Origin of the sequence: Colwellia sp. PAMC 21821 (assembly GCF_002077175.1) — a bacterium.
In the GTDB taxonomy this organism is placed as follows: Bacteria; Pseudomonadota; Gammaproteobacteria; order Enterobacterales; family Alteromonadaceae; genus Cognaticolwellia.
Genome location: NZ_CP014943.1, coordinates 3593086 through 3613426, shown reverse-complemented (window position 1 = coordinate 3613426; position 20341 = coordinate 3593086). Strand labels below are relative to the sequence as shown.

At 39.0% G+C, this 20341-nt stretch carries 19 protein-coding genes; 1 reads left to right on the top strand and 18 read right to left on the bottom strand.

Annotated elements, in window-relative coordinates; all coding sequences use genetic code 11:
• Window positions 1-114: 114 nt before the first annotated feature.
• From A3Q33_RS15270 to A3Q33_RS15255, 4 genes are all read right to left on the bottom strand, one after another.
• Complete coding sequence (locus tag A3Q33_RS15270; RefSeq protein ID WP_081180688.1) at window positions 115-528, bottom strand: CBS domain-containing protein; 414 nt, start codon at window positions 526-528, stop codon at window positions 115-117.
• Between the two features lie 145 nt (window positions 529-673).
• Window positions 674-1456 (bottom strand): hypothetical protein, encoded by a 783-nt coding sequence (locus tag A3Q33_RS15265; RefSeq protein WP_081180687.1) that lies wholly within the window; start codon window positions 1454-1456, stop codon window positions 674-676.
• A 129-nt stretch (window positions 1457-1585) separates the two neighbouring features.
• Window positions 1586-2086, bottom strand: coding sequence for a CreA family protein (locus tag A3Q33_RS15260; protein ID WP_155866791.1), 501 nt, complete (start codon window positions 2084-2086; stop codon window positions 1586-1588).
• Complete coding sequence (locus A3Q33_RS15255) at window positions 2076-3125, bottom strand: isoaspartyl peptidase/L-asparaginase family protein (RefSeq protein ID WP_081180685.1); 1050 nt, start codon at window positions 3123-3125, stop codon at window positions 2076-2078. The genes A3Q33_RS15260 and A3Q33_RS15255 overlap by 11 nt, the downstream gene beginning before the upstream one ends.
• A 213-nt stretch (window positions 3126-3338) precedes the next feature.
• On the opposite strand from A3Q33_RS15255, the gene A3Q33_RS15250 reads away from it, so the two are divergent.
• A complete protein-coding gene (locus A3Q33_RS15250) occupies window positions 3339-4148 on the top strand; it encodes a crotonase/enoyl-CoA hydratase family protein (protein WP_081180684.1) in 810 nt (269 codons plus the stop codon).
• Between the two features lie 391 nt (window positions 4149-4539).
• Here the strand turns inward: A3Q33_RS15250 and A3Q33_RS20875 are convergent, their stop codons facing one another.
• The 14 genes from A3Q33_RS20875 to A3Q33_RS15185 form a co-directional block, all read right to left on the bottom strand.
• Entirely contained in the window at window positions 4540-5142 is a 603-nt protein-coding gene (locus A3Q33_RS20875; protein ID WP_081180683.1) for a PEP-CTERM sorting domain-containing protein, read from the bottom strand.
• A gap of 974 nt (window positions 5143-6116) precedes the next feature.
• Window positions 6117-6608: an AAA family ATPase gene (locus A3Q33_RS15240; RefSeq protein ID WP_155866790.1), complete on the bottom strand. Its 492-nt coding sequence runs from the start codon at window positions 6606-6608 to the stop codon at window positions 6117-6119.
• A 37-nt stretch (window positions 6609-6645) separates the two neighbouring features.
• Window positions 6646-6870, bottom strand: coding sequence for a DUF2986 domain-containing protein (locus A3Q33_RS15235; protein ID WP_081180681.1), 225 nt, complete (start codon window positions 6868-6870; stop codon window positions 6646-6648).
• Between the two features lie 105 nt (window positions 6871-6975).
• Window positions 6976-7236 carry a DUF5062 family protein gene (locus A3Q33_RS15230; protein ID WP_081180680.1) on the bottom strand — a complete coding sequence of 87 codons (261 nt, stop codon included), beginning with the start codon at window positions 7234-7236 and terminating at the stop codon, window positions 6976-6978.
• Between the two features lie 134 nt (window positions 7237-7370).
• The gene (locus A3Q33_RS15225) at window positions 7371-7757 is read right to left on the bottom strand and encodes a VOC family protein (protein ID WP_081180679.1); all 387 of its coding nucleotides are present in this window, start codon (window positions 7755-7757) and stop codon (window positions 7371-7373) included.
• 19 nt (window positions 7758-7776) lie between these two features.
• Window positions 7777-8361, bottom strand: a complete 585-nt coding sequence (locus tag A3Q33_RS15220) for a DUF3087 family protein (protein WP_081180678.1) — start codon at window positions 8359-8361, stop codon at window positions 7777-7779.
• A 54-nt stretch (window positions 8362-8415) separates the two neighbouring features.
• Complete coding sequence (gene recD / locus A3Q33_RS15215) at window positions 8416-10638, bottom strand: exodeoxyribonuclease V subunit alpha (protein WP_081180677.1); 2223 nt, start codon at window positions 10636-10638, stop codon at window positions 8416-8418.
• Window positions 10631-14383 (bottom strand): exodeoxyribonuclease V subunit beta, encoded by a 3753-nt coding sequence (gene recB / locus A3Q33_RS15210; protein ID WP_081180676.1) that lies wholly within the window; start codon window positions 14381-14383, stop codon window positions 10631-10633. Before recB ends, recD begins: the two co-directional genes overlap by 8 nt.
• Entirely contained in the window at window positions 14380-18135 is a 3756-nt protein-coding gene (recC, locus tag A3Q33_RS15205) for an exodeoxyribonuclease V subunit gamma (protein ID WP_081180675.1), read from the bottom strand. Before recC ends, recB begins: the two co-directional genes overlap by 4 nt.
• 145 nt (window positions 18136-18280) lie before the next feature.
• Complete coding sequence (locus A3Q33_RS15200; RefSeq protein ID WP_081180674.1) at window positions 18281-18721, bottom strand: SRPBCC family protein; 441 nt, start codon at window positions 18719-18721, stop codon at window positions 18281-18283.
• Window positions 18722-18811: 90 nt separating this feature from the next.
• Window positions 18812-18934 carry a hypothetical protein gene (locus tag A3Q33_RS21005; RefSeq protein ID WP_286160892.1) on the bottom strand — a complete coding sequence of 41 codons (123 nt, stop codon included), beginning with the start codon at window positions 18932-18934 and terminating at the stop codon, window positions 18812-18814.
• An 81-nt stretch (window positions 18935-19015) separates the two neighbouring features.
• Window positions 19016-19192, bottom strand: coding sequence for a hypothetical protein (locus A3Q33_RS20755; protein ID WP_196797975.1), 177 nt, complete (start codon window positions 19190-19192; stop codon window positions 19016-19018).
• Window positions 19179-19694, bottom strand: a complete 516-nt coding sequence (locus tag A3Q33_RS15190) for a flavodoxin family protein (protein ID WP_081180673.1) — start codon at window positions 19692-19694, stop codon at window positions 19179-19181. Before A3Q33_RS15190 ends, A3Q33_RS20755 begins: the two co-directional genes overlap by 14 nt.
• A 123-nt stretch (window positions 19695-19817) precedes the next feature.
• On the bottom strand, window positions 19818-20204 hold the full coding sequence (locus A3Q33_RS15185; protein WP_081180672.1) for a DoxX family protein: 387 nt from the start codon (window positions 20202-20204) through the stop codon (window positions 19818-19820).
• Between the last annotated feature and the right edge of the window lie 137 nt (window positions 20205-20341).

Here is a 20341-nt window from a genome sequence, read left to right as displayed (position 1 = left end):
AGCTATTTTGTGTACAGTTATTTGTGTACGTAAAATTTTAGTTAACCAAAAAAGCAAAATTAAAGCGTTAACAAAAGGTAACGCTTTAATAAGCGAGTTATATAGCTTAACTAGTTAGCTTTTGTAACCTGAACGTAAATGTAGGTCGATAGCACGAAGCACATCATTACGGGATATTGTGCCGAGTAAATTTTCATCATCGTCTACAACGGGATATACCTTAGGTTTATTTTTCAGCATTTGCTGACCTAGCTCAATAACACTGTCATAAGGTTTTACTGTTAACACATCTTTGCGCATTAAATCTGCAACATCGGCAATGTGCTCGTTATAGTAAATAGTTTCGATCATTTTAGATAACACATCACTTTCCGATAAAAAGCCAATTAACTGATTATTTTTATCGATAACAGGACCACCAATTTGCTTGGTTTTTAAAAACCGCAGCGCCGCTTCTTCTACCACCATATCTGGCGTGAAAGTCACGGGATAATGGTTCATATATTCTTTTACTTGTAATGATTCCATAGTGGATCCCTAAAAATTTAAATAAAGCTAATACCCAAGTACTGATTAAACATAATTTTCTTATACACTATTAACTGTAGACCCATTTGCAAATAAATCATCCATTTACAGCAAATTTTATTAAATTTTTAGCTTTTTCAATTTATTAACTTACTAAAGCTAATAATGCCGGTTGTGTGGTAGATGAAATTGATTGCTCAATACTTTTATAAGCACTAACAAAATCTTTTTTCAAATGAGACTTTAAATGGCCTTTAACATTTTTTATCGGTTCTTTTTTCAAGACACAAAACAGTGCTAAAGCATATAACGTTTCAGGCTCAGTTAATGCGGCTTTGCGGTTTAAACTGGCATTATTACATGAGCCACAACCACCTCTAAATTGATAAGCCGTATTGGCAAAAATAACACCAAAGCCCATAAAACAGGCAACAAGATCTATCGCTTGTGGTAAATACTCTTTACCACCGGGTGGTAATACCTTGTTAGAAACTACCAAAATACTGGCAAGTGCCTGGCTAATACCGGCAATTAAATCTTGTGGTTGATTTACTTGATTTTGCGTAAACCCAAGCATTAATGGCGCATTACTCATGCTGACATCAACTTCAGCATGTTCACCACGAATAATCGCTCCTAAACTTAAATCTTCAATGGCAGTGGTCGATGTCGGCGTAGCAGAAGTAAGTTCTATCGGCCACTTTTGCATACCGGCATAGTTTTTTGTATTGGTAAACATCGCTTGAGCCATTTCTTCAATACTGGTAACCGTACCAGGATAGAACTCATTGGTTGGTAGTATTAAGCGCGCATCGTCTTTAAGAACATTAATATCAAAATTTTCAATTGCCCATGCAAAAGTATCGAGTATCCAATTTTTACTGTTCTCGTCAATAATTGCTTTTGGGCTAAACAGGTTTGCCAACATAGTTTTTACTACTTTTTAAATCTTTAGCTTTTGGCTTTATACGCCGTAAATTAAAACATAGCGAGTAATGCCAAAAGCAAATAGGGTTTATACCAAACAGCTTACGCTAAATTATTATCAGGTTAACAACTAGTTTTTAACCTTTTGAGCCAATGCCCATTGCCAAGCCTTGGTATTATATAAAGGCACGGTGGATAATGAATGATGATGACTGCCCGACGACTCTTTCGTTGAATAAGACAGGTAAATTAGGGTTTTATTTTCAGCATCATAAATACGTCTGACCTTTAAGCTTTTAAATAAAATACTTTTTGACTCTTTAAAAACCACTTCACCATTTTTTGTGCGATCAATTTGCGCTAAATGCTCTGCTGTTATTTCACCTGTTTGTCGACAAGCTATGCTCATATCAGAAGGATCTGAAAAGTCTAAATCGGCTTCTACATGGCTAATATGGCAAGTTACCCCGGTTACAATTGGGTCTTGCTGAGCTCTGATAACGACATCTTTGGTCGTAAATAAGCCTAAGCTAACTTTACCCACATCATCTGAACAACCGACAAGCACTGAGCCAAAAGCTAATCCTAAAAAAGTATTACGCGCTATTTTTAACCTGCTTTTATTTATCATCTTTAAATATTCCAACAAATTCTTCACCATTTGACGACTTACTCGCACGATACATACCCGTGCTATTAAATGGCATAGCAATATTACCTGCTACATCTATTGCAACAACACCACCAGAGCCGCCAGCTTTAACTAACACATCATTTATCACTACATCAGCCGCTTTTTCAAGACTAATACCTTGGTATTGCATGCGCGCACAAATATCAGCTGCCACATGGTAGCGAATAAAGTATTCACCATGACCCGTTGCTGAAACCGCGCAGCTGTCATTGTTCGCGTATGTCCCTGCACCTATAATAGGCGCATCGCCAATACGACCAAAGCGTTTAGCTGTCATTCCGCCGGTACTCGTGCCAGCGGTTATAGTGCCCGATTTATCAAGCGCTACAGCACCAACGGTGCCAAATTTATATTCATTATTTAGCGTTTGGTGCGCAGCTTGAAAATCTTTCAGTTCTTTTTCTTTCTCAGCTAGCTGCTTTTTAGCTTTTAATAACGACTGGTATCTCGCATCGGTATCAAAATAACTATTTTCAACGCTTTCTAAGCCCTGTTGTTTAGCAAAAACTTCAGCACCTTCGCCACTGAGCATGACATGAACCGACTTTTCCATCACAGCTTCAGCTAATGCTATTGGGCTTTTAACCGTTTTTACACCCGATACTGCGCCAGCATTTAAGGTTTTACCGTTCATAATTGACGCATCGAGCTCATGTTCGCCATCAAAAGTGTAAACAGCGCCCTTGCCAGCATTGAACAATGGCGAGTTTTCTAATATTTGAATAGCCGAAATAACAGCCGCTTGGCTAGATTTACCATCAGCTAACAAAGCGTAACCTACATCACGTGCTTCTTTTAGTTTACCTTCATAAGCTTGACGTTTTTCTTTGGTCATCTTACTTTTATTTATTGTGCCTGCCCCGCCATGTATGGCGATAGCGAAAGCTTGCTCTTGCTGAGCTTGTGCTAAATCAGTGATAAATAATTGTGCACTTGCTAGTGTTAAGATCGTCGATAAAATAATTTTATTTTTCATATAATTTTGCCGTTATTTTTCATGTGATTTCGTCGCCATAATTGTGTTCTTAAACGCTATAAATACAATGTGCGATAAATTCAATGTATTTACAAGCTTTCAGCGCTCAGCGAGCCCACTCAATGTAGACATTAATAGCCACTTTCGCTATGGTACTGGTCATACCATCACATTATCTTTATAGGCCAATCGCTTATAACGCTAAGGACTTTCATGACCGAACAACGCGTAAGTGTAGAGATCAGCAATAACATCGCCCACGTAAAACTTAATCGCACTGACAAACTAAATGCGCTAGACATGCCAATGTTTATTGCCATTCGTAGCACCATTAAAACATTGCGTAAAAACCGTGAAATTCGTGCGGTTATCGTATCAGGTAATGGTGACGATTTTTGTTCCGGCTTAGACGTAAAGTCCATCATGAAATCACCTATGAACATGCTAAAACTACTCTTTAAAGTTTTGCCTTGGCGGTCTAATTTAGCGCAAGTGGTTTCAACCGGTTGGCAAACTATTCCTGTACCGGTAATTTGTGTTATTCAAGGGCGCTGTTGGGGTGGCGGTTTACAAATTGCTTTAGGCGCCGACTTTAGATTTGCCACGCCAGACAGCTCGCTATCGATTCTAGAAGGTAAATGGGGCTTAATACCTGATATGGGCGGCACAATAGCACTGCGCGACCTTATGCCGATTGATCAAGCAAAAAAACTCGCCATGACAGCAGAGATGTTTACTGGCGAACAAGCATTAGCTTTAAATCTAGTGACTGAATTAACAGCAACGCCACTAGCCGATGCACAAGTTTTCGCGCTTTCCTTAATGTCACAATCTCCAGATGCGATTGCGGCAAATAAAAAGTTATACAACAAAAGTTGGAAAGGTAGTAAAGGCTGGGCGTTATTTAGAGAGTCTTACTATCAAATCAGAATTTTAATGGGAAAAAATGTACACCGTAAAATTTATAATCAAACTCATGACGCTGAACAGCATAAGCCATTTTTAACGCGCAAGAAGTGGTAGATTAGGCACTATTAAAATCAACAATATTTGTGCAATAGCATTACGCATGATATCGGCTATTTTTACATTTTCGGTGTTTTACAAACGAGATTGATGTCATTCTAGTTTAAGAAAAGCGTTTTTATTTTAATAAACAGTCCGTTTTGCCAAAAAAACCTACGGGGTCAGTAAAACCTACGGGGTCAGGTCTTGTACTTTGCGACAATGCGACTAATTTGAGAATAATGCAAACCAAAGTAGTCGCCGACCTGCTTTTGCGTATAACCGCCAGAGCCATAAGCACTTACCAAACTGGCAAATGCTTTTTGATGATAATCGATAACATTGTTTTACATCGGTTTATTCAGGCATGCCGCATTCTATACTCAATTTCGACATTAATGAAACCAACCTAAGATTGTTTCTTAAATCGACGTGATGCTAGACCTATCAAGCCTAATGCAAAAATAGCTAAAGTAGAGGGTTCTGGAACTTTGATATTTAAAGTGCCATTCTGAGTATCTACAAAATTAGGTAAATTTGGATTAGTATCTTTAATTAAATCAAACTGACTGTCTATAAACGACGCACTCCCCCCCTGGAAATCCGCATCCCCCATGATTCTACTGCTGAATAACACTTGACCTTCCGCGACGAAAAACCCTTGAATATCAAACCCCCCATTAGGTAAAGGAATATGTTTGAATAATTCAAAACCACCATTGGATATTCTCGCACCAGGAGGACCTGAACTCAACACATCGTCACCTATACTTAAAGCCCCAAAAGAACCATCTTGTGTTGTGCTAATACCATCGAGTGTCGTAATAATTTCAGCAAGATAGTAAATTCCCCAATTAATATTGTATACCGGTTGAGACGATTCAATGGTCCATTCATAAGTAAGTGTCGAATCGGTACTGTTAAACTCAAAAGAGATTAAAGATGCATTTGCATAATTACTAATGGTCAATAGTAAGCCTAAAAAAGAGGCTTTAAATAATTTGAATTTCATGTTTATTCCTTAACATAAAGTGATCAGACCCGCGAGTATGCGGTGGGTAAATTATGTAATAACATTCTTTACTACATAACTAGTTACAACTGAAAACTCATTAGCACTATCAAATTATACAGCTAAAATAAACAGCAGGATGTTGCGAAAGGCTTCAAGAAGGACACAATGCATAAATCATGCTAAATATATTATTTTCATTACTTTTATACACATAGAAACATCAATTTTTTTTAACAATACAAGGTTGTAAAAGAACCTGACAAAGTAAGTTTTTGGCAAACCAACTAAAAATTGTGTAAAAATCGGGGGGGGCAAAGTAAAACTTAGCGTTAAATCTGTGGAGGCTATTCGGATTTTTTCTGTTTTTTTGGCAACATACGCCTGCCAGTTAGTGCTTTAATTTACTGTTGAAATATTCATTACTAGTAAAGCCTACGGGGTCAGGTCTTGTATTATGCTGATCCGCCATTATTTATTCACTCCCTATGTAACTTAGATAAGCTAAAATAACTTTAATCAGAAAATCAAAGAATGCAAAATGATAGACCTTGTCATTTACTTGAATTTAAAATAGAGAACAGATGTAAGTCATTGTTTTTTTTTATTTTTACATCTAAATATTGATAGTGTCAACAATTAAAGTAAAAGTGTCAGTAATAACGATATTTACCATATTTTAACAAATATGCAGATTCAAGCTGTTAATCTCAGTTATACAGGTTTGTAATTTTTATTCCACATCACTCTATACCAATACCTCGTATTAATTAATTTTTACCTTCAATGATATTCATAAATAGGATAAACGAGTGACCAGAGCTTCCGCTTAGCGCACAAGTGTTCATTTAATCTAATACGATTAATGGCTATAATATGCTCAAAACTGCCATAATAATAATTAATATTACGACCGTTTCACGGGTTCTTCATAAGTAATTTCACGAAAATATATGACGACTTATAAGATGAAGTTATTGATTATCGATAAGTTGTTTTTTCTCACCCAAAAACTCATCATAAAGCTTTTTATGGGCAGTTTTTGAAAAGGTATCTGTGCGATGTTCATATTGCGATATCCAATCAATTAGCATAGCTAAATTAGCGTCTTGCTCGGCTTTGGTTTTATATTTATGCGGTTCCCAAGGACGGTTTTTAGCGTTACTAATACAAAGTTTAATTGGTAGGTTTAAGAATATTACTTCGCTGCACTTATCTAGCGTGTGGATGAGTAAATCACTGTAGCAACCTTCTATCACCCACTGGTTATTTTGCTTAATAAAACGGTCTATTTCACTGACAGAGATATCGACACTTTGACGATGCGGCATAGGTGATTTATCTGTGATTGGAAGCCAGGCTAAGGTGTCTAAATCTAAATGAGCAAGTTGCTGATGTTCAGCGAGAGCTTTTGCCAAGCTAGACTTACCTGATGCCGAATTGCCAAAAATTACAATTCTTTTCACGTCACAACTCGCTTCCAACATAGTAATAAATTAGACCTTATTTTTTTTCGCTATTAGCAACACTATCCGTATCATTTGCCGAAGTACTTTCATCTGAGCTTTCATCCGAGCTTAGAGCTACATTAGCTTCAGCTTCTTGTGCAGCAATCGCCGCACGTTCAGCTTTTGAAACATACTTAGGCTTGCTAGAATTTTGCAGTTTAGCATTCATCTTTTTAAGTTTTGATTTTAAGGTTTGGTTAATTTTCTTTTTACGGTTCATATAACGAGTATTCTTCTGTTGATTACTTAAACTGCGAACGTATTCAATCCGCTAGTTGTTGTGAATTCTGTGTTTAGTTAATCGCTCAAATGTTGAGTACATTAGCTATTTAAGTAAGGGATGATCTGCCGGTAGTTGTTTTGCAATCCATAACGCTAACTTATGCTTCATGCTTGCTAGGTCTTCACCATCTTTTGGCAACGGTTGAATAAGCTTATCATTGACGAGTAAACGATATAAACTTTCAATTTTTTCTTTCGCAGCATTAGTGCCTGAAAAACCTTTATAACCTCGATTTTTCGCGTAACCTTCACCAATAACAATGGCTTTTTTCAATAAGTCAGCTTCGTTTTTTAACTTCTTCATTTCTAATATTCTTTCCTGTTATATTTATTTTACAACTAGCTCAGGTTTCATCTTGATGCTTAAACCTGAGCATTTATGATTTTTACTTCAAACTTAATATGGCAGTTTTAAGCATACAATACACTTATCAATATTTACGCTGCCGACATATCAACATGAAAGGCATTAAGCTTATTGCCATCTAAATCTCTAAAGTAACCGGCATAAAAACCATCCATTTCACCACGTAGGCCAGGAGCGCCCTCGCATGTTGCACCCAGTTCTAGCGCTTTTTGGTAAAAGGTGTCTACTTCATCATTTGAGTCAAGCATAATCGCGACCATAACACCATTGCCCACCGTTGCTGGTTGTCCATCAAAGGGTTTAGTAACTGAAATGCCCGGAGATTCTGGTGACTTGCACCAAGCAACAAATTGTTCGGTTTCTAGAAATCGTCCTGCGCCTATGGTGGCAAATAATTCATCATAAAATGCTACTGCGCGTTCTAAATTATTGGTACCTAAAGTAACGTAACCTATCATGTCATAATCCTTATCACTATTAGAAATCAGCCAACATTGCTTTATCAAACTGGTCGGTTGATATGGTTAATTGTAGATGCTCTATCTGTGTGTTCAATTCATTTATATCAGTATTGAGTTTAGACATTGTGAGCGTATTGTCATCTAATAAATAAATTTGTTTTAAGCTGGCATAATAAAAATTTAAAATAATTAAAGCATTAACATTTACAGCATTTTCGTCGTCATTTTTCGCTGCCGCTTTGATTTTTTTCAATTTACGATATATCGCATTCTGCTGCTGCTTAACTTGCCAAACATAATACACTTCACTGAAAAAAGCACTAAAGCGTAATCGATGTAAGGCAAAAACACAGGTTAATAACGCGAGTAACACACCAAGAAAATTATACTTAAAATTACTTTCTGTCGCCGCAACCTCAGCTGCTATTTCCCCCGCCGTAACATTAATTGGGTTAGCCGTTGTTGTCGCGCTATCAGCAAATAACATAATCAGCCCCTGCCCATATGCCAAAGCTAAAATAAGTAAACTGGCAATAAAGCCGACAATAATAATATTCAAATGTTTACGATAAACGATTTTTTCTATGTCTTTTAACTTCATTTCTCAACTTACTTCTATGTTTTCAATAAATAATTACGAGGACGATAACAGGAACTAGTCAATTGCGAGCCCAGAGTGACGTTTAACTTGCTGACTTACGCCACTTTGCCAAACACTCTGACTACTAGCGATGCTCAACTTTAGCTTCGCTCGGGTGATGCCAGTATATAATAATTCACGCGACAATAATCTATTGTCTTTCTGCTCAGGCAGCACCATAGCGACATGTTCAAACTCGCTACCTTGGGTTTTATGGATGGTCATGGCGTAAACCGTTTCAAACTTAGGTAAACGCGAGGGCAAGATCCAGTCATAACCGCCCTGTGCATTCTCAAACACTGCCATTAAATGTCCTTGGCTATTACGCCAAAGTACGCCAATATCGCCATTATAAACACCTAAACGGTAGTCATTTTCGTTGATCATGATCGGTTGACTGGCATACAAACTTGTATTTGACTCAAAACGGTTAAACGGAATAACACCTTTATTACGCAAAATATCAACAACTAAAGCATTTAGGCTTTCAACCCCTTGCGGGCCTTTGCGGGTTGACGATAAAATTCTAAACTTTGCCAACAATTTAAATGCATCTTCAACCTTGCTACATTGAGACAAGCCCAAATAATACTGTTCAACAAGTGGTATTAGCCAAGTTTCAACGTTGCCTGATAATAATGTTAATTGTTTATCGTTGCTTAGAGCTTCATCTTCCGATGATCTATTATCACTCTCACTTTGCTTTAATAACTGCCAACTTTCTTGATATTGACCATTAATGACATAATTCGCGATTCTACCTATGCCACCTTTGCCATCAAACCGACGACTTTTCATTAAAAAAGTGACACAGTCGGCAGCGCTGTATTGTGCATTATTTTCGTCAGGTGCTTCATCTTTAGTCAGCGATTTATAGCCAGTGACTTGTGCTAAGTATTGATGGTTCAATGCGCTAAAACCAAGATGAGGACGTGGTGCAAAATCAGCTAAAACACTGCCAACCGCAACTGAAGGTAATTGGTCGGCATCACCTAATAAAATAACTTTAGTGTTGATTGGCAAAGCCCGAAAAATTCTCGCCATCATAGGTAAGTCGACCATTGAAACTTCATCTATAAGCAAAATATCTATATCGAGTAAATTTTCTTGATGATGACGAAAGTTTACCTGCTCAGGAATAACGCCAAGTAATCTATGGATAGTTTTAGCTTGCTCTGGAATAAGGTCTAATACTTCGTCAGCAATAGTGCCGCGAAAAGCTTTAACCGCACTGGTGATAGACTCTGATAAACGCTGTGCGGCTTTACCCGTAGGCGCCACTAAGGATATTTTTGGTGCCGTAAACTGGTTGTTATTTGGGCTTTCGACTTTAGCCCGGGCTAGCATAACTAGCGCAGCCAGCAGTTTAGTTACGGTGTAAGTTTTACCTGTGCCGGGGCCACCGGCAATAATGGCAAAGTCTTTATTAATGGCATTGGCTACGGCAACGGCTTGCCAATCTATTTCGCTATTTTGTGTATCGTTTTGTGTATCGCTTAGTGTATCGTTTTGTGTATCGTTTTGTGTATCGCTTAGTGTATCGTTTTGTGTATCGCTTAGTGTATCGCTTTGTGTATCGCTTTTTGTATCGCTTTTTGTATCGCTTAGTGCATGGTTTAGGGACGCTAAATCTGGAAATAGCGTCGCTATAATGTTTGTAATATTGCCAACATCATCTAATGCTTCACTGCCATTACTCGCTGGCTCAACTGACTTTGCGCTAATAACTCGTCGTTCGCGCACAACTTGCTTTAATTCTTGTTCAAATTGATAGTAACGGCGCAAATACAAACGGTCATGATTAAAGACTATCGGATGCTGCTCAGACTCGTCTTTATTATTTGAATCCGCAATGGGTAGTATCGCCATCAGCGCGGTGAGTGTTTCAAGATCAGAAAATAAAAAGCCTTTAGTGCGCGATTCGCTTTGATTCATTCCGTCAGTAAACAAACGTTTGCCCGCGACTTGTGCCAGTGGCAAACAACTGTGGCCGTCGCGCAAGCTCGCACTTAAGGCGATTAATAAATGAAACCATTGTTGCTGTTCAGTCTCTTGCTGACTTGTTTTATCTATAGTGTTAGCACCATTAAAGCCCAAACATTGGCTTATTTCTTTCGCGAAAAAGTAGTCTACAGCAACCAAACCATCTAATTGACGAGCGGCATACTGAAACGAGGCATAAATACTCTCTTTGTCGCTGGTAACCTTGCTTTCGCTGCTAATAACAAGTTCAGGCATTGGTGGTTTCTCCAGCAAATATATTGTCTAGTTGTTCTAATTCTGCGAGCGTAATTTGACGATAATAAACGCCACAACCTTGGTGATCAGCTTGATCACTCATACCACGTAAATACAGATAATAAATCCCGCCAAAGTGCTGTGCTGGGTCATAATCTGCCAAGGCATATTTTAAATGTCGATGTAGTGCCAAAGCGTAAATAAGGTATTGTAAATCATAATGATTTTTTTCAATATTATGACGCATCGCGACATCGTTATAGTCACTATACTCATCGCCTAAGTGGCTAGACTTATAATCACAAACATAATATTTACCATCTGCTTGAAAGATTAAATCGATAAAGCCATGCATCATGCCTTTAAGCTGTTGATAAGACGGCAAATGCACTCGGTGTTGTCGCGCTATTTTACTGTTTGTATTGATGTTGGTATTACTATCATTACTGGCATTACTACCGACATAGTTATTTCTATGCTCGGACAACAGTTGAGTTAATTGGCTACTGCTTGCAGAACGCATTGGGTAATAAAACTCTGTTTCACGCAATGTCGCTTGCGGTGTTAATTGGCTTAGCGACAACATGCCGTCTTGATTAAGTGGCGTATGTAATACTTCTTCTAACCATTTCACCAACAATACCTGGCCATTTCCTTGTTGTGCTTGGCCCCTAAGCTGACTCGCATCACTGTCGAGAGAAGGCTCAACCGAACTTGCAAATACGTCATCTACAGCACCATATTTCACTAGCGGCCAATGACAACTTTTTTGCCAATCAGGTGCTGAAAAATCCGTTTGTTCTAAAATATCATGTAGCAAGTTACCGGTTTGTGCGCCTTTGGTTAACGAGAAACGTAATTCAATAGCCGTTTTAGCTAACGATTTAAACAATTCAGTTTGATCATCAGCATGTGTCGCTTCTTCAGTATCACGATCTGGCGCTGAAACACCGTTATGGCGTAAATTTTTACTTAAAGCTGAAAACGAACTTAACCACCAGTCACGTTCAATTTTGCCGTTAAAGCGTGCCACTGCTGGTTCAGCTTTAACTTTACATTCATCAGAATTACTATCAGTCATTGACCTAGCCGGAGAATCAATGGGTGCTTCTTCTAAAGGTAAGTAGTTATCTAATACTTCAAGCGCAACCTCGTCAGGGTTGTCTTGTGCTAATTGCTGCAAACTAGTCGCGATGTCAGTTTCTGCTGACCATTTCAGAGTTTTACCTAAGGGCGACTTTTCAAAGTTGTCAAACGCTGTGCTGAGAATATAACAACGTTTTTCAGCGCGCGTAACTGCAACGTAAAGCAGTCGAATCGCTTCAGCATAAGCTTCTGCTGCCATGCGCGTTCTCGCCTCTTCACTGCCATCAAGGCTATGATGTAGCTTACCACTTTCATCATGATGCTCAATAAAGGTGACATTACGATTACCGAACTTGAGTGGGTCTTTATGGCGCGTGGCAAACGGCACGAACACCACCGGATATTCCATGCCTTTAGAGCCATGTTGCGTGATAATACGGATCAAGTTTTCATCACTTTCTAAACGCAGCTCTGCTTCAACTTCTGGGTTATCTACTTGGCTTTGTTGTTCAAACCAAAATAGCAATTCTTGTGGTTGGCGATGTCGTTGACTTGCCCCCTGCAATAATTCAAATAAATGTAATAAATTGGTGAGTATTCTATCAGGATTATTATTGGCGGAGCTGTTATCAGCATCACTAACATCAATATGAAAGTGCTGATGCATTAACTGCAACGCCATACTGATAAAGCCTTTAAACTGCCATTCATTACGCAGCTTTTCAAAACTAATTTTTAAATGCTGCCATTGCTGTTCATCGTGTTGTAACTGCAATAGCTTCTCACGATTAAAGCCCATTAGTGGGCTGGCTAATGCGGCGGTATATAAACGATCATTTTCTAAAAATAGAATACCTTTTAACACTTGCAGTAAATGTTTGGTTTCGTCGCTTTGTAATAAATTAGCGCGATTACTCATAAATACACTGGCTAAACCACAGGTATTTAAGGCAAATTTAATATCTGCTGCTTCAGTGCCATCGCGCACTAGTAACGCAATATCACCACTGGCCATATTAAGGTCTGGGCAAGCTAACAAACGTACAATTTCATTGGCGCACCAAGCGGCCATATTTGCACGATAACTTTGTTTAACCGCTTTATCTTTACCGTCTTTGCTTTTAGATTCTGATTCGACATTAAAATGAATAAACTGCAGTGCGTTAAATTCACGGTCTGAAAACACTTTCTCGTGCGCTTTTGGCGAGGCTTTAACCGGTAAATAAGGTATTTGATAGCCAAAAACATCCACGGGTTCGTCTGATAATTTATTACCGTAAAACAAACGATTATAGCCAGTTATCATGGCAGCACTTGAGCGCCAATTGGTATCCATTAACCATTGGTAGTCGCAATCGTTTCGTGCGGAAAGGTAAGCAAAAATATCACCACCTCGAAAACCATAAATCGCTTGTTTAGGATCGCCTATCATATACAGCGCGGCGTTTGGCTGATGATAATAAATCGCTTTTAATATCGAGAACTGCTGTGGATCGGTATCTTGAAATTCGTCAATAAGCGCGACTGGAAATTGGGTGAATATGCTGTTGGCTAAAACCTGTGATGACTTATTTTCAGGCGCTTGTTCATTGGTTAAGCAATCATTTAGCGTACTAATTAAATCGTCAAACCCCATCACATTAGCTTGTAATTTTTTACGGGTGATTTCAGTTCGAATATGATAAATGCCCTTTCTCACCACGAGTAAGGCATGGGCGCGATTAAGTTGTTTGGCTAATTCTGGATGTTGTTTTTTCACGGTATTAACCGCCGTAAAAATCTCAACTAACTCGCTTTTAACTTTTGAGCGGGCATAACGCCTGCCATCAATAAAAGCATCAGGTATTTTTCCATGCTGCCCCGTTACATCGGCTGAAAGCGCAGCTAACCAATTGAGTAACAGATCTAACTCTTGCTGACGTTTTTCTCGCTCAACGCCCTTTTTAACATCAATTAGCGACTCGGTTAACATGGCTTTATGTTCGTTCAAACTTGCAATGGCCTGTTCAACTAACGCTTTAAATTCCACACTAATGTTTGCAGGGTCTTGCACGTTTAATTGGTTTTGTGTCGTTAATGCTTTTGAAAACTGGTTAATAAAAGTGCCCGGCTCTGGCCAAAATTCAGTCACTAGCTTAAAGGCTTGACTGTTATTTTCGGTGTTTAATGCCAGTACCCGATACCAGTCTTGGCAGGCTTCCAAGGTAATATCTTGGGTGTCAGTTTCCATCTGGGCATTAAAACTAATACCGCTGGCAAAAGCATATTGATTTAACACACGTTTACAAAAGCCATGAATGGTAAAAATAGCGGCCTCGTCAATATACAACAAGGCTTGGCTTAATCGTGCTTTTACTTCTCGGCTGCCAATATTCTTGATAGCCAGATTTGCACTTAAGGTTGTAAAGTAATCATCACTAACAATTAAACTGTCCCAACTGTGCAAGCTTTCTCGAATAAAGTCATCAATACGGCCGCGAATTTCTTCTGTCGCATCTTTGGTGAATGTCATCACCAAAATTTGTTCAATCGGTAGTTCTCGCTCCAATAATAAGCGTAAGAATATTCGAGTGATATTGTGAGTTTTACCTGTTCCTGCACTGGCTTCAATTAAATGTTTACCTTGCAGGGCTATGGTATTGGCGTTTAAATTTTTCATTTTTTAGCTCCTTGCTTTACGGTTTGCAAGGCATCGAACATCGGCTGATATAAGGTCAATAACCTCGGCGATATTTCGTCATAATCAGGGCACTGTGGCCAAAAATACTGTACATAGGCGTCATCACCAAAAGCTTGAAAGCTGTTACTGTCAGACCAAAACTGTTCAAACTGAGTTTGCTCAAATACTTTGCTCTTACGTATTTTCTCAGCGATATCGCCATTAAGTAATAGTGGCTGATGTTGGCCTAAGTAAAACGTTGCAATTAACCGTAATAACTGCCCTTTAGCATCATCAAGTTCACTGAAGTAAAATTGGCTGGGTTTCTGGCTTTTGGTATCAAAATAGTAACCATGCGTAGCGCTAATATTGGCAAATAGGTCAGCATTTTCTTGTGCTTCATCCGCTTGCGCTATTTGAATAATTAACTGATGCAAATATAAAGTAAATAAGTCTTTCGCTTTTGCGCTACTGCCGCGATAAAACACGCTTTTATTATCAACGATGGTCAGTTTGCAACTCAGCGTTAAACGTTTTGGTAATATTGCTTTTAATATCCTTAATTCATCATTTGAATACAGATCATCCGCGACTACGCTTTGACTGGTTAAGATATTGGCTAAATCGAGCGTGATGCTGCAATCTATCGGGTCAATAGTTAAAGCGTCATTTTGCGCTAACTCTGTGATAATAAACTGGCTGAAATCTTCACTGTCTTTTTGCCAACCCGCAATAAGCTCATCAGTACTCGGTAAGTCAGGTAAATTACCTGACAGTTTGGCACTGAGTAATATGTCTTCACAACTTTGTTTGCTTTGCGCTGGCGCTAAGTAATAGTTAAGCAATTCTTGCCTAAGTAAATAACTATCGAGGTGGTTAGGCACAAACGGCTCTACGTCATTGATGATCGTATTTGTGTTGTCTAAATATAAATACATCGCTTGCTGGCCATAATAGCGCGCAGGATGTTGATAAAAACGAATAACATCGTTAGCCGATAAGCTATCGTCGGTAATAGTTGTGCTGGTATCAACTATTGGTGCATGGTTATTTTCTATCAGGTTATGCTCTGAGCCGTTCTCAGGTTTTGCTCGACGTAAATTAAGCCAGTTAGCATCAAAACTGGCAAAGTTGCCCAGATAATTTTTCTCGCTAAAGGCCTGCATCGGTAATTGCCTAACTTGGCTTAGTGTATGCGTTTGAGCTCCAGTGTTAGTTTCGGCATTTAAACCCAGTAATTGCCAACCATAACCGCGGGCAAGATATTCCATGAGCTCTTTTAATACTAACGACGGCTGACGGTCTTTATTATTTCGAATATTTTTCCCTTGGTAGCTTAAATACAAAGCTTGGCGAGCAGAAATAAGCGCTTCTAGGAATAAATATCGATCGTCACCGCGACGTGATCTGTCACCTAACTGCGCAGGTGTTGTGGTCATTAGATCAAAACTTAGTGGTTGGCGTTGGCGTGGAAACTCACCATCGTTCAACCCTAATACCGCAATGATTTCAAAGGGAATGCTGCGCATCGGTAGCATAGAGCAAAAGGTGACTTGCCCAATCATAAACTGTCGGCCGGGATCTGGCTGACTAAAATGACTGTTCAAAAAGTCGCGAATAACCGCCAAACTAATATCGCTACTATAAGCGGCATGCTGACAAAATTCGACCAGCGACTCAACAGCGCTGCGCACTACATTTAGACCATTATCGTTTTCATCGTCGAATAGTTGCTGTAGTAATTCAAACAAAAACTGTTGCCATTGCGGCGCTGTTCGCGCTTTTGACATGTTAATAGCGGTAAGTTGTAACTGCTCAATAATAAGCATTAACTTGCCAAGTAACTCACTGTCGCTACCTTCAATAGTGGGCAATAGCATTTGGTTTTGATAAATAACACTATGGTCAGCATAGGCAAAACCCCGCATTAAGCGGCTAAAACCTTGTTGCCAGGTGAAGCTATCGCTAGTACCGCTAAGCGTTTCGGCCTCTTGAGCTTCGCTTTGCGCTAACACGTGTTGTTTATGAGCTTTATCTAAGCCCCAATGCACAGCTGATACTTCAAGCCAGTGGGTGATTTTTTCAATATCGTCTAGGTTAATGCCAAAGCGAGCTTGCATAGCGGGTAAACGTAATAAAGCAATTAGGCTCGATACTTGAAAGCGACTGTCAGGCAAAGTTAATAACTGGGAAAACGCGGCGACTAAAGGCTCTGCGTCTTTACTAATGCGATCAGCGATTGAACACGGTAGCGGCGGCACTTCATCAGCAATATCTTGCCAACCGCGGGTAAATACTGCATTAACATATGGCGCGTATTGCTCAACTTGCGGACACATCACTAAAACGTCTTTTGGCGTTAAGCTTTTATCTTGGTTAAATTGATGTAATAGCCAATCGTGTAAGCCCTGCACTTCTCGCAAGGCACTGTGCGCACTGGTAATTAAAATTGAGCCATCTACTTTAGGCGCTGGGTTACGGTGGCTTTGTGATTCAGGCGAACGCGCATCAGTCAACGATAGAATATCTTGCTGAACACTCGCTAAAACACTGGCTTGTGCTATAGCTTCTGGGCTTGGATTGGCTTGGTCTGCACTTTTTGAGTTCTCAGTCGCCAAATCAGCCACTGCCGACTCGAATACATCAATATTTATGGTGCTGTATTGATATAACAAAGCCATGAATTCTCGACCTTGTTGACCTAAGTTGGCTAATAGTGGATTACCCACTTGTCGGTTTATATCAGCTAAATCTTTATTTTCGAATAAACTTTCGCCATCAAGGCTTTCGCCATCAGAGTTTTTATCGTCAGCACTATTATCATCAGCACACTCAACTTCAGTGAATAGGCCTAATTGTTGATCGTTTTCACTGCTATTTTCGTCTGCAGATTTTTGTCCCACGGAAAAATCAGTTCCTTTGAGCCAAGCTTCAATAGCATTTTTTTCCGTAACCACATCGCCCCAATACGCATAGCAAGGGTTTAAATGGAAAAAGTGTACGTCTATTTGTTCACTTAAGGCATTAATGAATTCAAGCCAAAGTGGTGCCATGGCATTAATGCCAAAAAACGATAAGCGATGCGGTAAAGCTTGTGCTTTTAATCTATCAGCATTGTTTAAGTTTTTTATTGCCAGTGCGACGAGTTCACGCGGGTTATAAGGTTGTTCGCGCACCAATAAATGCCAAAGTTTACCTTGCCAAATAGCGCTACTTTCTTCAGATTGTGCATGCTCGTCTGAAACAGCTGCACTAATTGGTTGATCAAAAGCCGGAAACTCACCTTGATGCCAAGCATGGATCCATTCAGGTCGAAATATTAAATACTGCTCGTATAAATCGGCAAGCTGACACGCTAGCTGATAACGTTTTAGCTGCTGTGCTTCACTGTATGGGGTATTAACAATATGGTTTGAACTTGCCTGCCAATAATCAGTTGCTACTTGAAACGCACTGTCATCAACCACTTCATTCGAGGCTAATAAAGTATCAATACGCCAAGCGAGTACTTCTCGAGAATAAGGCGACTGCTCAGGCACGTCTTCATCGCTGGCTAAGTTTCTAATTAAATTCCACAAAAATTGCGATGGTAAGGCATAACGCATATTCATGCTGATGCCCCGTTGCTCGGCCAGCGACATATTAAGCCAATGTTGCATACCAGCATTTTGTACGATGACGGTGTCTTGAGCGAAAACAGGAAGTGGGGAAAGTTGCTGGATTTTATCAAGCAATACTAACAAATTTTCCATTTTATTAGCGGGATAAAGATAGAACAAATGCGCGCCTTTTTAGCCATTTTTCTTATAGCTAAATTTAACCACATCAAGCCCGATAACACTAGCGGATGTTGTGCTATCGGTATGGTATTTTATTGCAGAAAAGCGTTTTTAGAACTTAAGAATGATCTATCGGTGTATCATTTGGGAACGGTCGACCTTTATTCGTTTGCATAGCATCTTTAAGGCTCAGCAAAAACACGGCCCATTTAGTGCTGCAATGCGCCATAAAGTCTGAAGACTCTTGCCAATGCTCATGGGTAAAGCGCACAAATGTTTGTTCGCCATCAACATGTAATTGAAAACTGATTTCGGTGCCTACCCAAGCCTCTGGCATGTTGCCTGAATGCTGCCAACGTACCGTTTTATTTGGTACTAGCTCGATAACTTTAAAGTCGGGGCCACCGCCATTAAAACGAAATTTGATAATTGAACCAACTTCTCCAGCTCCTGATATATCGTTAGTCCACCATTGAGTTAGGCCAGTATTTGTCGTCAATGCTTGATAAATTTTTTCCGCTGATGCTTTAATACCAACTCGGTGACTTATTTTATGCATAATATTCTCCTAATATTTATCGCTAAACTTTAACGTTATAGTGCTCGCTTATTATGTTAACTATAGAGCATTAGCATTTGTATACAAACGTTAACTAACTAGCTCGCCACTAAATCTATCCCGCCCTTGCCAATAGGTGCATTCAGGGCAATAATTACCATCAGGATAATCAATGCCTTCTTCATGTGGACAGCCAAATATTTCTTCAATCATACTGACGAATTTCGCGCCATTTTCATCTATAAATGCCAGTATCTCGCTAAAAGCTTGCTCTGACTTTCTTAGATCTGATGATTAAAACCACTTCTTCATTGGCTCTGCTTCCGCACCATCAAAAGCAATGATTGCACAAACAACTTTTGATGCCATTTTGTTATCGGCACCATAAAATGCAATGGTTGCTATGGGATAACCTTTGTCACCTTTTCGAAGTCTTTTACTCAATAATTTTTTATGTTTACCTTGCGCCATTTGAACACTCCATCGCCAAATATTTTTTTAAGTCATCAACGTGCTCTTGCTTTATAAAGCTTTCTCTACAACAACTATAAAAGCTAGAGGTGAATTTAAGCCCAAGATAATTAGCTAACAATTTAAACGGTGCGATAAAGCATTCAGGTGCTTCTTTATCTGTTCCAGTAGCAAGTAGAGAACAACTTTTTCCTTTTAGCGCCCTACCCAAGTCTTTCTCAATGCTTAAAAGATCCGTTAAACGGTCAATAAATATTTTCAACTGAGCACTCATTGAATACCAATATACAGGTGTTGCAAACACTAAATGATCATATTCTATCAAGGTCTTAATCAAGCCTAGAAAATCATCGTGCTGATTTCGATGTTGGTAGTCGAATCCCGATATTGAATAGTCCGTTAAGTTAAATAAATCACAGGATTGATGTTCCATATACAAATTAACTAATTGTTGAGTATTTCCATGCGCTCGTGATGAAGCCAATATAATTGCCGTTTTCACTAAACTCTCCATATTTTTAAACGGATTTACCAATTAACATCAGGTAAGTCTTTCATACATAATATTTTCCTAATTTTGAACGGAACATAGCATTTAGTTAGCGCTATAAAGAATGTAACCCTATTACTCGTTAACATTTTTATTTTCTAGCCGCTCTGGTGCAATTGCCCACCATACAAACCATACGAATATAAATTGAAATGGTAGCCGAATATATAAAAATAATTCTGATATGTTTTGAAATTTTTCTGGGTGTAAAGCCATATTTATATTAGCCGGATAAACCGCAATAATTAATGCTATTAATCCATAGCCTGCGAGTAAACGTGTTTGTGGAACTAAAATACCGATGGCACCTAAAATTTCTAGTACGCCACTGATATGCACTATCTCTTTGTGATATCCCAAATAGTCTGGCATCGCCTTCATAAAGAAGTCAGCGACTACAAAGTGTGCTATACCGCCAGTGATAAAGAATAAGGCAATAACTAAAAGTGGGATGCGAGGCATCTGTTTTTCTCCGTTAGAGATTTTGATTAACGAGCTAAAAAAGCCATGCGTCGTTTTTATTTTTACTGTTTATACCCGTTTCTGGTTATAAAACTAAAACGCTATATTGAAATAAAACAGCGTTAAAAAGACGCTAT